This is a genomic window from Streptomyces justiciae (assembly GCF_015163075.1).
GTDB lineage: Bacteria > Actinomycetota > Actinomycetes > Streptomycetales > Streptomycetaceae > Streptomyces > Streptomyces justiciae.
The window spans coordinates 63,206-78,058 of record NZ_JADDXU010000024.1 but is presented as its reverse complement, the minus strand read 5'-3'; the positions used below and the strand labels follow the sequence as shown (position 1 = coordinate 78,058).

16 protein-coding genes and 1 pseudogene are annotated in these 14,853 nt (G+C 65.9%); 9 read left to right on the top strand and 8 right to left on the bottom strand.

All coding sequences use genetic code 11. The features are described 5' to 3' along the window. Window positions 1-6 precede the first annotated feature (6 nt). Entirely contained in the window at window positions 7-1,314 is a 1,308-nt protein-coding gene (locus tag IQ210_RS48380; RefSeq protein WP_194084465.1) for a pentapeptide repeat-containing protein, read from the top strand. 33 nt (window positions 1,315-1,347) lie between these two features. On the opposite strand, the gene IQ210_RS41700 is transcribed toward IQ210_RS48380, so the two are convergent. Further along, complete coding sequence (locus tag IQ210_RS41700; RefSeq protein ID WP_228049427.1) at window positions 1,348-1,956, bottom strand: SMI1/KNR4 family protein; 609 nt, start codon at window positions 1,954-1,956, stop codon at window positions 1,348-1,350. A 102-nt stretch (window positions 1,957-2,058) separates the two neighbouring features. Between IQ210_RS41700 and IQ210_RS41695 the strand changes: the two genes are divergently transcribed. Continuing rightward, a protein-coding gene (locus IQ210_RS41695) for an IS5 family transposase (RefSeq protein WP_407699744.1) occupies window positions 2,059-2,852 on the top strand; the annotation gives its coding sequence in 2 pieces (ribosomal slippage) (window positions 2,059-2,401 and window positions 2,401-2,852; 795 coding nt in all). 78 nt (window positions 2,853-2,930) lie between these two features. Then, complete coding sequence (locus IQ210_RS41690) at window positions 2,931-3,416, top strand: hypothetical protein (RefSeq protein ID WP_194084463.1); 486 nt, start codon at window positions 2,931-2,933, stop codon at window positions 3,414-3,416. 84 nt (window positions 3,417-3,500) lie between these two features. Here IQ210_RS41690 and IQ210_RS41685 read toward each other — a convergent pair whose 3' ends face one another. Next, window positions 3,501-4,922, bottom strand: a complete 1,422-nt coding sequence (locus tag IQ210_RS41685; RefSeq protein WP_194084462.1) for a hypothetical protein — start codon at window positions 4,920-4,922, stop codon at window positions 3,501-3,503. 418 nt (window positions 4,923-5,340) lie between these two features. Further along, the gene (fxsT, locus tag IQ210_RS41680) at window positions 5,341-7,923 is read right to left on the bottom strand and encodes an FxSxx-COOH system tetratricopeptide repeat protein (RefSeq protein ID WP_194084461.1); all 2,583 of its coding nucleotides are present in this window, start codon (window positions 7,921-7,923) and stop codon (window positions 5,341-5,343) included. 131 nt (window positions 7,924-8,054) lie between these two features. Between fxsT and IQ210_RS41675 the strand changes: the two genes are divergently transcribed. The 4 genes and pseudogenes from IQ210_RS41675 to IQ210_RS48565 form a co-directional block, all read left to right on the top strand. Beyond that, the gene (locus IQ210_RS41675) at window positions 8,055-8,189 is read left to right on the top strand and encodes a helicase (RefSeq protein ID WP_194084460.1); all 135 of its coding nucleotides are present in this window, start codon (window positions 8,055-8,057) and stop codon (window positions 8,187-8,189) included. Next, entirely contained in the window at window positions 8,189-9,094 is a 906-nt protein-coding gene (locus IQ210_RS41670) for a hypothetical protein (protein WP_194084459.1), read from the top strand. The genes IQ210_RS41675 and IQ210_RS41670 overlap by 1 nt, the downstream gene beginning before the upstream one ends. A gap of 413 nt (window positions 9,095-9,507) precedes the next feature. Continuing rightward, window positions 9,508-9,879: a hypothetical protein gene (locus IQ210_RS41665; RefSeq protein ID WP_194084458.1), complete on the top strand. Its 372-nt coding sequence runs from the start codon at window positions 9,508-9,510 to the stop codon at window positions 9,877-9,879. A gap of 24 nt (window positions 9,880-9,903) precedes the next feature. Further along, window positions 9,904-10,083, top strand: a pseudogene (locus IQ210_RS48565) (hypothetical protein); the annotation flags it as partial. Here the strand turns inward: IQ210_RS48565 and IQ210_RS41660 are convergent. The 5 genes from IQ210_RS41660 to IQ210_RS41640 all read right to left on the bottom strand — a co-directional run bounded on the left by IQ210_RS41660 (window position 10,061) and on the right by IQ210_RS41640 (window position 13,393). After that, entirely contained in the window at window positions 10,061-10,930 is an 870-nt protein-coding gene (locus IQ210_RS41660) for a transposase family protein (RefSeq protein WP_322658092.1), read from the bottom strand. The pseudogene IQ210_RS48565 and the gene IQ210_RS41660 sit on opposite strands and share 23 nt — an antisense overlap. Window positions 10,931-11,376: 446 nt before the next feature. Next, on the bottom strand, window positions 11,377-11,694 hold the full coding sequence (locus IQ210_RS41655) for a hypothetical protein (protein WP_194084456.1): 318 nt from the start codon (window positions 11,692-11,694) through the stop codon (window positions 11,377-11,379). A gap of 11 nt (window positions 11,695-11,705) precedes the next feature. Then, window positions 11,706-11,855, bottom strand: coding sequence for a hypothetical protein (locus tag IQ210_RS41650; RefSeq protein ID WP_194084455.1), 150 nt, complete (start codon window positions 11,853-11,855; stop codon window positions 11,706-11,708). A gap of 68 nt (window positions 11,856-11,923) precedes the next feature. After that, entirely contained in the window at window positions 11,924-12,292 is a 369-nt protein-coding gene (locus IQ210_RS41645) for a hypothetical protein (protein WP_194084454.1), read from the bottom strand. A gap of 630 nt (window positions 12,293-12,922) precedes the next feature. Then, window positions 12,923-13,393, bottom strand: a complete 471-nt coding sequence (locus IQ210_RS41640) for a hypothetical protein (protein WP_194084453.1) — start codon at window positions 13,391-13,393, stop codon at window positions 12,923-12,925. A 208-nt stretch (window positions 13,394-13,601) separates the two neighbouring features. On the opposite strand from IQ210_RS41640, the gene IQ210_RS41635 reads away from it, so the two are divergent. Next, window positions 13,602-13,769: a hypothetical protein gene (locus IQ210_RS41635; protein ID WP_194084452.1), complete on the top strand. Its 168-nt coding sequence runs from the start codon at window positions 13,602-13,604 to the stop codon at window positions 13,767-13,769. A 137-nt stretch (window positions 13,770-13,906) separates the two neighbouring features. After that, window positions 13,907-14,608 carry a TRADD-N-associated membrane domain-containing protein gene (locus tag IQ210_RS41630; RefSeq protein ID WP_194084451.1) on the top strand — a complete coding sequence of 234 codons (702 nt, stop codon included), beginning with the start codon at window positions 13,907-13,909 and terminating at the stop codon, window positions 14,606-14,608. The last annotated feature ends 245 nt before the right edge of the window (window positions 14,609-14,853 follow it).

Genomic DNA, 14,853 nt, shown 5'->3' with positions numbered 1-14,853 from the left:
CCATGCGTGGTGATCGATGAGGCCATGAAGTGCTGCCGCATGGCCCTCAATCAAGATCAAGAAATAGTTCAAATCTGCAACCACGGGAACCATGCCGGAACTACTTCTTCCGTCAGGCTTGACCGCTCTAATAATGGAATGGCCCAGCTAGGTAGCCGTACACAGCGCATTCAGCAGCTACGACGCGCCGCACGAGGCGCTGCAGCCCCACAGAAGGCAAGAAGGTCTCAATCAAGATCACCCTCTACGTCATCCCTCATTGGGGAAACGGCCGGACAGGGGGTATGGGCAAGTCGCATAAATCACACTGCTACGGCTGCAACCGCACTTGCGGCCATTGCCGCCCTCCTCTTCACTGGAATTTCTTCCAGGCAAGCACGCGACGAGCTCAAAAATCGCCAACGCGAGCTTGACATCAGCGAGCAAGGACAAGTTACTGAGCGATACACGGCAGCCGTTGAACAGCTCGGCAACAGTTCGCTCGATGTCCGACTCGGTGGCATTTACGCGCTCGAACGCATAATGCGCGACTCGCCACGCGATCAACCAACAATCACCAGCGTGCTTTCGTCCTATATGCACACACACTGCGTGAGGTCAAAACAACTAGAGGAGACAACGACGCCGGAAGACCTAAAGGCCGCCGCTTCAGTAATTGCCAACAGGAAGAAAGGCGTGGGCGATGAATCGCAGGTTAATTGGTCGCGTTGCTCAATCGTGGACGCAAGTATGAAGAATGCTTTCCTTGCCGAAGCTGATCTGTCGCGGTCACACCTGTCCGCTGTCACACTCAGCGGAGACATGCGTGGCATCAACCTAGAGGGCGCATCGCTACATGACGTCAACATGGAGCACGTGAACTTTCAGAATGCTTGGATGGTGGACGTACATCTATCAGGCGATTGCTATATTTCTAACTGGGACCTGACTGGTGCACAACTGGATGGATTCAAGGTTGATCGAGTTGCTAACGGTACGGTCTTCCAGTCAATGAATTTCAGCAACACATCCCTCAAGAATGCATCACTCGTAAATCTTTCTCTACCATTTGTCAGTTTTCGGAATGCCGACCTAGAAGCTGCAAATTTATCCGGATTGAGCGTTTCCGCGTCAAGTCTTGCCTTGAGGGGGAAACCGGCAGATTTTCGTGGGGCCAGCTTGGCTGGAGCGCGCCTGGACGGTGCCGATCTCAGCGAAGCCATCGGACTCACCAAGGAGCAAATTAGGTTGGCGCACTTCACAACAGCAACGCAACTGCCGCCTGCTCTCTCTAGTGACCCGGTTGTGATGAGCTGGGCGAGGCAAAAACCGTGACTCGGTAAGAGGTCGTCTCAGTTGGTGCGGGAGTCACATGCCGCGGTCTGGGCCGTATGCCTCGCGAGTGGGTTGGCCTGGTCCTGCGGGTGGGTACTCCAGCCACACGGGACCGGGATAGAAGGCTTTGCTGTCCCAGCCGGCCATCTCCTCGCCGATGAGGTAGCGGTACAACCACTCAGCGAAGGTCATGGGGTGTCCGACCCAGTCGCCCTCCGACCCTTGTACCACCACACCATTGGGGAACGCGTGAACCCACGGGGCTACGAAGACCGTAGCTCCTTGATCGGTGGCGGCGATGGGTATGAGGCCTTCGGTGGTGCCGAAGCTGAGCTGGGGAAGTTGGCAGAAGACGCGCGGATCGTCGTCTGGCCCAGTGATGTAGGAGTCCCATTTGCTGTCGGCCCAGACTTCCGATGTCGAGCGGATCTCCTCGCCCAGGTTCCACCAGCCTGATGCTGGGTGCGACAGGGTGAGGTGCCCGTTGATCTGCACGGGCGCGTAGGCGTCGACGATCTGTTTGTAGTCCGCCGGAAAGGTCCTGCCGAGTGCCTCTTCCAGGCTGAGCCAGGCCGCGGGGTCGGCGTAGCGCTCCTCTCCTGGGCCGAGCATGGCGAAGACGGCCTGCAGGTAGTCGGTCATGGCGGTCATGTCCCTCGAAGACGCTTCCGGAATCGTTTGTGCCAGCATCGAACAGCCCGCTTGTCGACGGTTGGCCGGGGTCCTCGTTGTGATGGCATGGAGATGGTGCGGCGGCTGGTGCCAGACAGGTTGTGGGAGCTTTTCCTCCGAGTGATGCCCGAGGTACCGGTACGTCCACAGGGCGGTGGACGTCGGAGGGCTGACGACCGCGGAGTTCTGGCCGCAATTCTGTTCGTTGCCACCTCTGGCTGCACATGGCGGCAGCTCCCACCTCTGTTCGGGGCATCGTGGCAGACCGCCCATCGTCGGTTCACCCACTGGACCGAAGCCCGCGTTTGGGCCAAGCTCCACCGCCTTGTCCTCGACGAATTGGGCGCCCGAGGAGAGCTGGACTGGTCCCGGTGTGCGATCGACTCGGTGAGCCTGCGGGCGGCAAAAGGGGGCCGCTGACCGGACCGAATCCGACCGACCGCGGCAAACTGGGATCGAAAATTCACCTCATCACCGACCGGAACGGACTTCCTCTCTCGCTGGGTGTCTCGGGCGCCAACATGCACGACAGCCTCGGCTGGGAGCCGCTCGTGCGCGGGATCCCGCCCATCCGTTCTCGCCGCGGACCTCGACGACGGCCCGCGAAACTCCACGCAGACAAGGGATACGACTACATCCACCTGCGCCGTTGGCTCCGCGAGCGTGGCATCCGCCACCGCATCGCCCGCAAGGGCATCGAGTCCTCACAACGGCTCGGATGCCACCGGTGGGTCGTCGAGAGAACCGTGTCCTGGCTTGCCGGCTGCCGTCGTCTCCACCGCCGCTACGAACGCAAGGCAGAGCACTTTCTTGCTTTCGTCGGCATAGCTGCAGCCCTCATCTGTCACCGCCGCCTCACCAACTGATACGACCTCTAAGGCCCGATGATGCACTGCGCAGCATCCACCACGACGGAAACGCGGCTGCCCCCCTGCTTCCACCTAATGCTCGGAAGCGATGCCACTCAGGACACCTTCACCAGCTCCTGGACCTGGGCGGCCGTCATCAGCCTCGCCACCCTGGCCGTCACCACCTACTTCTCTGTCGATCAGGTCCGCAAGAGCCGGCGCACCAAGCAGGCCAAGCGCTTCCAGGCCGACTACGAACTACTCAACGAAACCGTCGTCGTCCTCGACAAGCTGGCCGGAACCGCCGCACAGAAAGCCAATCTGACCATCCTCAGCGAGCTCCTCAGCCGGATCAAACAGGCAGAACGCCGCTTCCCTGACCTACCGCTCGGTACCGTCGTCGCCCACGTAGACGCCTACAGGAAGACCGCCCTCCCCGACGACTTCCGGCGCAAACTCAGCACAAAACGCATCCCACTGGACGACCTTCTGGACTGCTCACGCCAGCAAGGCGCCGCCATCACAGGAGCTCTCACAGCCATCGCAACCGTGCAAAACGAAATCGACCGTCGGACCAGCTAGTGCCACCCAACCTACGTTCGCCCTGTTGTGACGCGCCGTCCGGATGGTGCTCCGGACGAGGCGTTGTGCTCCGGCGCCTGCAAGCTACCGGAGCAGGTGGGGCCGCCCGGACGCCTTCGGATCGGCGTCCGGCTCGGCGATCTCGTGAGCCTGCGCGACGTCGGTGTCGCCGAAGACGGCATTTCGCACGGCCTCCCAGTCTTCGTGGCGCCACCAGTTGAAGAGACGGACGCTGCCGACCACGGGCACGGTCAGTGCGTCGGCGAACGCGCGGTCGGTGTAGACCTCGGTGTCCCGCTGCGCGGGTGGGAGCTTGATCTGGTGGTTCACCACCAGGACGCCACCGTCAACGGGTTCGGTCCCGGTCAGACCGGGCCAGGTGTTCAGGTGCTTGAGCAGTTTGTCGGGCAGGCTCTGGGGTGGCCGGTTGTTCGCCGATTTCACCTCGACCAGGACTCGGCGGCCTCCGTACTCGGCCAGCAGGTCCGCCGACTTGGTGCCGAACACGTCGTCGAGGCGGGTCACTGTGGCGCCGGCCGCCACGAGGACGTCGTGCACCGCGTCCTCCAGCGGGCGGCCGGTGCCGAACAGCAGACCGTCGCGCAGCGGATCGGCCACGGCCCGCAGCGCGGCGAGCTGCTGCTGCATCTCGGTCTGGCGCCGCTCGTGGGCTCGCTGTTCCTCGTCGATCGCCTCGACCAGCCGGGCTTCGGCGTCGGTGGCGAACGCTGGATCGCGCACCAGGGTCGAGCGGGCGCGGGTCAGCGCGCCCGGCACGTACGCGGGCAGCGCGCGCTGGACCAGCCACTCCACCAGCAGTCGCTGGTCGGTGCCGTGGGGAACCACGAACCACCGGGCACCGCCGCCCTCCGGCACCCACACCCCCGCTACCGGGTCGCCAAGGCCATCGACCAGGATCGGGCGTAGCTCCCCCTCCCCCGGCGGCGGCCACACCCTGGCAACTCCGGGGCGCGAGAACCCGGACTCCCTGCGGTAGGTCAGGCGGAACCAGGTGCCCGGGGGACGGTTGAGCAGCCGAGCGCCGAGGTCGTGCTCGGCGTGGTCGAGGCCGTCTCCGAGTGCGGGACTCACGCCGAGGGGCAGCGGATTGGCGGAGATCGAGCCGTAGCGGTGGGGCAGGTGGATGCCAGGAGCGACGGTGCCGGAGAAGACGTTGTGCCTGCGTTCGCCCGCACCGATGCAGGCGACGACGAGGGCGGTCTCACCGCGCTGCCGAGCTCCCGCGGCGTAGCGCTTGTAGGGTTCAAGGCCGGTGGCGGGTCCGCGGACGGGGGAAAAAACGGCCGGGCAGTCGCCCGTCTCCTGCCCTTTCCACCGTGGCTCCACCCCAAGCGCCGCCCAGTCCACCCGTCCCAGCCGCACCGCCGGGGCGGGACGCCGGCCCGCCCCGGCGGACGTGCCGATCACGTCGGGGGCCGGGGGCGCCGGGAGTTCGCCATCGATGTGCAGGGGGATCGGGTCGGCGCTCAGGCCGGACATGCTCATGGTGGACACGGTAGCCGCCCCAGGGCGTGGGCCCGCGTCAGTTTCCGCGGGAGGCGGCGACGTGCCCGGGCCTACCCACCGGCGCGACCACGCTCGCGGCCTCCGCCAACCCCCTGCAGCTGGCGCGGTACCAGATCGTCGTTCAGAGAGCGGAACATGGCCGCCGCCCGCCAGGTTTACGCCCGCGAAGGCCACCTGTGCGTACCCCAACACCACCACGAGGACGTGACGGCGAATGGCTCGGGCTGGGGTCATGCATCTCCAACGCCCGCCGCCACGCCGACAAGCTCAGCACCGAACGACGCGACGCCCTCGATGAGTTGGGGATGCGCTGGTAAACGACTGGGGCGGTGAGGGACCCGCGTACCGGGTTCACTCGCTGACAGAGGGTGCATAGCGGCAGTAGACGACATCATTTTCAAATACTCGCACCCGGCTCTTCCTGCTCCTCACCCAACTCCGCCAGCCAGCCGGCCGTACGGCGAGTCTCAGGGTGTTCCTCACCCAGCACCCGCCGCCGCGCCGCCAGCGTCTCCTCCCCCAACACCACCGCCTCGTCCACCCGACCTGCATGCCGGAAATACACCGCCAGGTTGTTGGCAGTGTTCAGCGTGTGCGGATGCTCCTCACCCAGCACCCGACGCTGCACCTCCAGCGTCTCCTCCCCCAGCACCACCGCCTCGTCTACCCGACCCACCGCCACCAGATCGAAGGTCAGGTTGGACGCCGTGCGCAGCGTGTCCGGATGCTCCCCACCCAACACCCGACGCTGCACCGCCAGCGTCTCCTCCTCCAACACCACCGCCTCGTCCACCCCACCCACCTCCGCCAGATCAGCAGCCAGTTGGGACGCCGTAAGCAGCGTGTCCGGATGCTCTGGTCCCAGCACCCGACGCTGCACCGCCAGCGTCTCCTCCCCCAGCACCACCGCCTCGTCTACCCGACCCACCGCCGCCAGATCGACAGCCAGGTTGGACGCCGTGGCAAGCGTGTCCGGATGCTCCCCACCCAACACCCGACGCAGTGTCTCCAGGGTCTTCTCGTCCAGGGCAAGGGCTTCCTCATCTCGTCCCAACTCCCGCAACCGAATGGCAAGGTTGTGGGCGCTGTCCAGGGTGTGGCGGTGGTCATCGCCGTGAAGGCGTCGGCGGCGGGCGAGAGTGTCTTCGTCCAGGGCGCGGGCACGCTCATGGTCCTGGGTGTCGCCGTAGGCGCGAGCCAGATAATGGGTGGCGCGCAGGGTGTCGGCGTGGTCAGGGCCCAGCTGCTGCAGACAGCTGTCATACAGCCGTTGCAAGCGTTCCCGGGCGGGGCGGGCCTGACCACGGTCCATCAGATACCAGCACGCATCCTCCACCACCTTGCGTCCCCTGCTGGTGGTGAGCTGTGCGGGGTCGAGGGCGAGGGCGTGGGGGAGCAGGACCTGCCAGGCCGGCCACCACCGCGGCTCGGCTGAGTCGCCGGGGAAGGCCGCGGTAAGGAGGGCCTCCGCATCCGCCACCGCCAGGGCGTGCTCCTGACCGGTCATCAGCTGCGCGAGCATGTCCTGGGTGAGGCGGTGCAGTTGAACAGTGCCGTCCTGGACGCGGGCCAGACCGTGCCGGGCGATCGCCTCCACCGCGCTGCCCGCTGCCAGCCGCGAACCCACCGTCTCCGTCAGGAGAGCGGAAGCCTGCTCGGGGAGATGGCCGGCGCAGGTGGTCAGGGGAAAGGGTTCGGGCGCCAGCAGAGCCAGGACATCCACCACCGCGGCCGCGCCGGGATGCTCGGCCTTCAGGCTCGAGTGGGTCAGGCGGATCTGCGCAGCCAGCCCCTTCGGGTAGCCGGGCGGAGCATAGTGCGCCATCACCTCGACCAGGTTCACCGCCAGCTCCTCCTTCAGGTCCTCCGCCGACAGTCCTCGTACCAGGAGGGCTGCGGCCTGGGCGAGGGCGAGCGGAAGGTCGTCCAGAGTGGCGGCAATGTCGTCGGCGTCCGCGTCGGTCAGTACCGCGCCGCGGGCGCGCAGCAGGGCCATGGACTCGCTGCGGGAGAGGGTGTCGACGTCGACGGGAACGGCGTAGCTGGTCCAGTGCGGGTTGCGGGAGGTGATCAGCACATGCCCCGGCCCGCCGGGCAGGAACGGAGCGAGAGCGTCGGGGGTTTCGGCGTTGTCGAAGATCAGCAGCCAGCGTGAGCGGGTGCGTAGTTCGGCAAGGACGGCTGAGACTGCTTCGGCGGAGGGCGTGCCCGCGGGTGCTGCACCGGTGTGGACGGCGAGGGCTGCGAGCTGGTCGGGGATGAGCGCGGGATCCTCCGATGTGATCCACCAGACCAGCTCGTACTCCCCGGCGAACCGGTGCGCGTACTCGATCGCCAACTGGGTTTTCCCCACCCCACCGCGGCCGTGCAGGGCCTGCACCGCCACCCGGCTGTTCGCCGCCAGTGCTTCGCGTGTGTGGACCAGCATGGCGTCGCGGCCGGTGAAAGCAGCGTTACGGGCTGGCACGTACCACACCCGCGGCAGACTCCCCGGCAACCGCGGCCCACTCCCACCCACCCTCGACAACATCCCCGGCGGCCGCCCCGGCGCCCGGGTAGGGCGGGCAAGCCCGTTCACCGCACGCAGCAAGGCCTCGCGGGCGGCATGGTCGTCCAGGCCAAACAGATCGGTGACGATCAAGGGACTCAGGATCGGCGGTGTGGGCGCCTGAGCGATCCGAACCGGAGTGATCCTCTCCTGCCGGGCCACCATCGCCGTCCACTCCGGAGTCGTGAACCGCTCCGGCTCGAAATACGCGGGCGAAAACAGGGCAAGGAACCGGCCGCGCTCGAGAGCGGCGTTCATCTTCAGCACGAAGTTCTCGCCCGCACCCCAGTCCCAGCAGTCCAACTCCACCTCGAGGCCGGCATCGAGGAGCTGCCAGGCGATCCACTCCGCCCACGCCCGATCCGCACCCGCATGACTGATAAACCACACCGTGCCCGACGCACGGTCAGACGCCCCTACACCCGTGCCCATCGTTGTCCCCCGACACCACGCTGCTCGTACTGGATAGACCAGCGTATGGGGGCGGGAGCCTGCCCGGACCTGGCTTCGCAGTCCTCCGTCCAAGGCTGGTGCGGGCTTTACTCACGCAGCGGATCGAGACCGTGGACAGGGCGCCAGTCAAGATCGGCGCGTTCCTCGACAACGCCCGCCGCCGGGCTGGAAAGCTGTCTGCAGAGCGGCGCTCGGAACTGGCCGCGCTCGGTCTGAAGTGGGCAGTGCTGGAAGGTGGGGCGTGATGTGGGCTGCGCTGACATCCCCGGAAGCTGCGGCGGCGGTAATAGCCCTGGTGGGCGCCCTTCTGGCCGCCTACTGGGGTGGCCGCGCGGGTGGAAAAAGCGCAGTGGCCGCCGCGCAGACACAGAACCAAGGAATCGCGGATCAGGGTGCTATCAACGCACGCCGCGTGGTCTATGCGGAGTTCGCCCGCGACGCCCGTGCCTTGGCGGACGGGGTGCACCAGTACGTCATGGCCGACGGGCCTGCCCTGGATGCCGACACGGCAGCCTACACCCAGGTGTTGGACCGGGCGCGGTGGTCGTATGACGTCGTGTCGATTGAGGGCCCGCAATCCGTTCGGGAGGCGGCCAAGCTGTTCATTGACCAGGCCATAGCGTGCCGGGTAAGGGAAAGCTGGCACTCAAGTGTGGTGGCCGCGTTCAACAAGCTCGACGCGTTGATGCTGACCGGCGACGGCGATCAGCTGCACGCGGTCCTAGCCCTGAGACAGGAGATGGATCAGATCCGGCGCGCAGCCCGGGCCCTACCGCAGGACTGGCGCTCGCAGGCGCGCGGGTGGGCACGCAATGCCAATACCGACCTGCGGGCGCGCTGGCAGGAGGAGCGCGACAGGTTGCCCGGGGGTGCACCCACTTTTGAGGACGTGGCCACACTGGTCAGCCTGCTCAGGGATCATGTCGACCCCGCCGCGCCGCTCAATACCGCCGTCCAGGCCGGTTACCTGACCTCTCAGGACGCCTCGAAGATCAGCACGTACGCGGTGACATGGGCCGAGGAGGATGATCCTCGGGAAAGAGTCTTGCGCGGGCTGCTGCCCATGCAGGAGGCACTGGATGCGTTCGTGAGGAAAGCGAACCGGGTCCTCCACCCGGAGGAGTCTGAGGAGGACTTCGGGGAGGCCTGACCACCGCCCCGCCCCATTGACCTCCCGCACCGGCGCCAGCGGGGTGCGCGGAGGACCCGCCGCCGACACAGGGGCGGCTCCGAGCGGCTTCTGCCTTGTGGCCGCCTGTTGACGCTCCAAGGTGCTGATCTTCTGCTCGGCAGCTCGCAGGCCTGTGCTGTCGGGTGGGTGTGTAATGGGAGGTGATAGGTGGTCCGGGCGGAGAGCAGAGCCATGAGTGACTGCGTGCAGCGTCCCCCGGGGCCGGATAGTGTAGCGCTGAGGAGCGGAAGGCGCCCCAGTGGGGTGCTCAGGCTCCGGCCCGGGTGGTGTTCCCGGGGTACGGCAGGCCGATCGAGGCTGAGCAGCGGGAAGCGGAGCTGACGCGGTTCGTCGGCTATATGGCGGCACGAGGGTGGACCGAGGTCCACCGCATGCCGGGCGCCGTACTCCTCGCCCAGATTCAGCGCACCGACGGTGCTGCAGCTGTCGCGGTGGGTGCCACCGGTGTCGCCGCCGGTGCGACGGCCGGCGGGGTCGGTCTCCTGGGCGTGCTGAGCGGAATCGGAATGATCATCTTCGGTGCGCTGCTGACTCTTACGATCATCGGCGCCTTCATCGGACTCCCCATGATCGCGGCGGGCGCGGCTGTCTTTACTGGGGGTACCGCGGCTGCCACCGCCGGCGGTGCGGTCGGGGTGGCCGGCGTGGCGGCCGGGATCAGCGGAACCGCCATGCACGACCAGACGCTCCGCCTCCATGTCTGGATCGATGACACGGGACGCATCTTCACCAAAGCAGCGTGACCGCCCGCCCGCCAGGAGCAGTGGGAGCGGAACATGACCGCAGCCCGCCAGTTTTATGCCTGCGAAGGCCACCTCCGAGTACCGCGCCAGCACCGCGAAGACGTCGACGGCGAACTGCTCGGACTAACGAGCTCGTGCATGGTTGGCGGTGGCACGTCGAGGGGTGCGAACTGGCCTGTGTTCACACTCGTTCATCGGTCGTGAGGATGGCCGACTGCTGGTGAGAGAGCAGCGCGGCGACCGCTTGGATGATGTCGCTCATGTGCTCACGCCGACCGTGGTGGCGGGCGAGGGCTCGCCAGTTCTTGAGATGAGCAATGCCGTGCTCGACACGGATGCGGCGCGCGGAGTGGGCCTTGCGCCGTTGTTCATGGATCTCCTCGTACCAGTCCGGGGCGTTCTTCTTGAACTTGCGGTGTGGCGGCGTCACCACGCGTCCACCGGTCTGGGCGCCCAGGCCCTGGTAGCCGGCATCCGCCAGGATCTCCACCGCAGGACCGCCGGACAGGAGTCTGACCAGCCCTAACTTGCGGGCGTGGGTGATGTCCGCGCAGCTCGCGGGCTCAGCCGGGCTGCAGTACAGCAGGCGGCCGTCCGCGTCCGTGAAGACCATGGATTTGACGGCGTTCTGCTTGTTCTTGCCCGAGATGAACTTGTCCCGGTCCTTGCGTCCGGCGGCCGGGCGACGGACGCGGATCTCGGTGCCGTCGATGATTCCGCTCCTCCCGTTCTCGCCGAGGTGGTCGATCACCTCGGCGAGCGTGCGCAGTCGAAGGCCGGAAGCGATGGTGCAGCCCCGCTGGGCCAGCAGCGGCCGTACTTCACCGATCGCACGCGTGATGGTGGAGCGGTCCACACCGAACCAGCAGGCCAGCACGTCGTGGGTGGCGCCATGGCGGAGGTGAACCAGCGTGGCCAACAGCCGGTCGACGAAGACGAGCTTGTGCTTGGCGCCGGCGCCGACAGCTCTCCGCCGTGGACGCGAGGCGAGTGCCGCCTGGTGCCTCTGCTGCCTCAACGGGCCGATCTCCGCCACGAGTTCGGCGATCACCTCTGGACTCAGTCCGGTGATCTGCTGATTGCGAATGACCGCTGCACGCGTCCGGTTCCCCACCACACAAACCATGATCAACGATCAAGGTCTCGACGTGCCACCGCCAACCATGCACGAGCTCGTTAGGGTCGTTCATCTCCAACACCCGCTGCCGCGCCACCCAGCTCACCCCGAACGACACCAGGCACTGACCGACTTGGGGATGCGCTGGCGAAAAGTTCGGCTGCCGGCTTCACTACGGGTCTATCCCTATGACTCTGCCGTGCGGCGTCCGGGGGTGAAGCGAATGGCGCGGGTGGTGGCCCGCCCCTATCGGGAGAGGCGGGCCGTCGGCGGAGCCAGCCGGATGGCCGAGCTGTGTCAGCGTTGCCCGCTGGGCAGACGACCTCCGTCTCCGCACGGCGGTGGCGGGTGTCCGCGGCCTATGTCAGCCGTCAGCGTGCTCAGTCCTGGTTATCGTCGTCGGCGGCGGTGCCCTTCACACCGACTTGCTCGGTTGCGGGCCGGGTGGGGTTGTAGATGTCGGTGGGCAGGATCGTCTGGTTCTCGGCCGTGAGCTCGGAGGTCTTAGGCGGGGAGTTTCCGAGGAGCTTGCCGGGAGCCGCGATGATGCCTTCCTTTCCGTTGATGTTGAGGATGCCCGAAGCGATGGCCAGGATGCCGGCGTCGAGGTCCATGATGTCCGCGAACGACTTGGTGATGCCGTACGGCAGGCGGCCGACCCAGCGGAGAAGACCGCGCTGACCAAGAAACTCGGCCACTGCGCGAACGGTCACCGCCCGCCAAACCGTCTCAACGCCACCCGGTCTCGCAGCTGGACCGCCCGCCCGTCGATCGCGTTGACCAGCGCCACGGCGGCCTCCAAAGGTTCACCAGAGTCGACTGCCAGTTCGGCGTCCTCGCGGAGCTTGATCGTGTCCATGCACAGCTCCGCACGGGCCGCCTGTTTCTTCCGGGGCGACGCTGGTCAACCGCTCGCGGGGAGAGGACCTACGGGTACACGATGTAGGCGAAGCAGTCAGCGCAGCCCTTGATGTACGCCCAGCGGAACTTGCCCTTGGGGCTGGTCCGAGTGATCGACGTCGGGTCGTTGCTCCACTCGCCCAGACTGTCGCCCATCATGCGGAGCCAGACGTGGCCCGCGCAGTGGCCAGAGTAGATGTCCTTGCCGGCCACGGCCTTCGTACGGGAGATGGTCAGGCTGTAGTAGGTCTCGCACGAACGCTCGTAGTAGAAGTGACCGGGGACGTCGTCGTAGATCGTGTCGCCGGGGCCGATGGTACGCGCGGAAGCCGGCGTGATGGCGAGCATGAAGGCTGTCGCGAGAATGCCGAGGACGGTGACGATGCGTTTACCCATGAGGGTCCTCCCCCTGTTACTACTGCGCGTGGTCGGTGTGGTCTGACAACCGCGGCCACCGTAGTGAGCCTGCCGCAGAGGAGGTACCTATAACTCTTCAGGGTGCACCGGAAGTTCGCATGGGCGGGCCCGGGGCGCCGTGGTGGCGTCCCGGGTCTTCATCTGCCGGGGATCAGCGTGATGGGCGGCACGGTGCGGGCGCCACGAACTTGCCGGAGTCTGCCGGGAGGGCCGCAAGGCCGGCGGCCGGGCCTGCGCGCGGTGGATTCCAAACGTTTGTCCACGCACCGCAGCGGATCACTGCCCGGTTCGGCAGACTGGCAGGCGATGAGAACCGCCTTCCTATCACGGGTAGTCCACGCAATGGCGCCACACGACCAACGCATGAGCCCTGCTCGCGAGGGAGTACTCCCCAGGCTCATTCCAATAGCTCATTGGGGAAAGCTGTGTGCCTTGATTGCAAGCACGAGATGGATACCGAGATTAATGAGCACGTCGAGACTTGTACCGATCCGGAGTGCGACTTGTGCCACGCGGTTGCTCTCGAGGAGGAGCGCGGCTCTCCCCGCATCCCGTAGGCGGGATGCGGATTTTGCAGATGCGCCGCCTCGCGACGACTCTGCCGTCCGATCAGGCGGGACCGCATTTCTCGAGCGGAGTAGTCGTCTCTCGCAGCTCACCGCCGGTGTTTTTCCGGAACTTGACGGAGTAGCAGCGGTGGGCTCGGGAGTAGGAGACGCCGAACATGCTGGTGTCCTTGTACTCCGCGAAGAAGCGGACGGTGGTGGTCAGTGAGCCACTTGATCGCGTGTAGGAGGTGAGTCGTCCGTCGTGTTGTTCTGCGATGTCCCGCACGGCTGCCTCGCCGGGATACTCGTCGTTCTCCAGCACTTCGTGCGCGTATAACCGTGCTTGAGTAGCTGTCTTTTGCAGGGCCTCTTTCTCGTTGCGGTCGTTCGCGCTCTCCTGGCGGTTGTACATGACCATGAGGACCGCGGCAGCGAGCACCACCGCTAGGAGGGGCGCCATGATGGCGAGGAGGCATCCTGGGGACGGCACTGTGACACGGTCCTGCCGCGTCACAGTGCCGTGGTTGGACATGCCCGTGCTCACTGGTCCTTTGCTCTGACGGCGGGGGTGGGGCCGATGGTCATGAATGCCTGGGCGTAGGCGCTGGTGCCGATCTGGTTCGGATGATAGCTCTCACGGCTCAGACACGTGTCTCCCGCCAACCACCAGCAGAGCTGGGTGACGTCGTCACCATGATGGAAGTCCCCGTCACCGTTCGGCCCTGCAGGGGGCCAAGGTCGTGGTCGCGACGTTCATGAACTTCGACGCCCTCACCGACTGGTCCGACTACTGGACCCTAGGACACTACGACTTCGGGGACGGTCAGCACGGCAGGATCGAAGCTGTGCAGTCCAACGCAGCACAGAAGCAACTGAGCCTGGAGAAGGCCCTCGACGAGCCCGCGTAAGTCAGATGACTGTCGACACCAGCGGCGTTTCTCCTTGGCTGGCTCACCCCTCACCCTCGCGTGGTGAAGGGTGATTGGCCAGGCTCTTGGGCATCTTGCCCATGCTGGGTTGGGACCTCTGGGAAGGGGGCGGGGTGGTGTCTGATTTCTTTGCAACGCTCCCCCTGTTTGTCGCGGGTGCGCTTTTGACGCTGGCCGGCCAAGCAAGTGAGAGCTGGATGGTCAAACGAGAGCGGCGGCGCCTCCAAGCCGAAGTTCTCGGCGAGAAGACGCAAGCAAGCGTCGATAGGCAGGAAGACTCAGACGTCGGTTCCCGTGCCAACGTGGAAGAGCAGGCCGAGACGCACTTCGCCAAGCTCCTCATCGAGTACTACGCCTACGGACTCACCCAGGCCCGCCGGAGCTTCGGTGTCAGCCTGACCTGCTCGATCCTGGGCGGTCTTGTCCTGATCTCCGGCGTCGGCATGGCGATTCTCAGGGCCGAGAGCACAGGAGATCAGTACGCCTCCGTCACGGCGAGCGTGGCGGGTCTCGTGATGACGGTCATCGGCACCTTGTTCCACAGGCGGGCGGACCTGGCGCTGAAGCACATGGAGGCACAAACCCAGTCGCTCCGACAGGACATGAAGGTGGAGCGTGACGCAGGTCAGGCGATTCGGCTTCTAGAGAACGTTGACGATCCGGCACTCAAGGCCCAGCTCCAGGCAGCCCTGATCTTGAAGTTCTCCGCCGCGCAGCTCCCTGAGGTGACCAGCGTCTTGCAGTCGGCCGTGCCCCGTCCGGGGCCTAGCGCCAACAGCGCGGTGCCACATCAGCAGTCTGATCCCGCAAGTCCCTGACCAGGCCAGGAGGTTGGCGCTACTGGGCGGCCTTGTAGCGGCGGGGTCCGGACATTAACCTCCCCTCTAACCACCTCGGACAGGACGTGGCTAAGACCAGGTATGTGCATACATGCCGGGGCCTTAGACATGTCCTCCTGATGGCGGCATGGCCAGGGTCCCGGAGGAGGGACCCAGTAGTGAACGTACTCAGCGCGGCTCTTGGGGCAGCCGCAGCAGCCTGCGCCCTCGGGGCCGAAATCTTC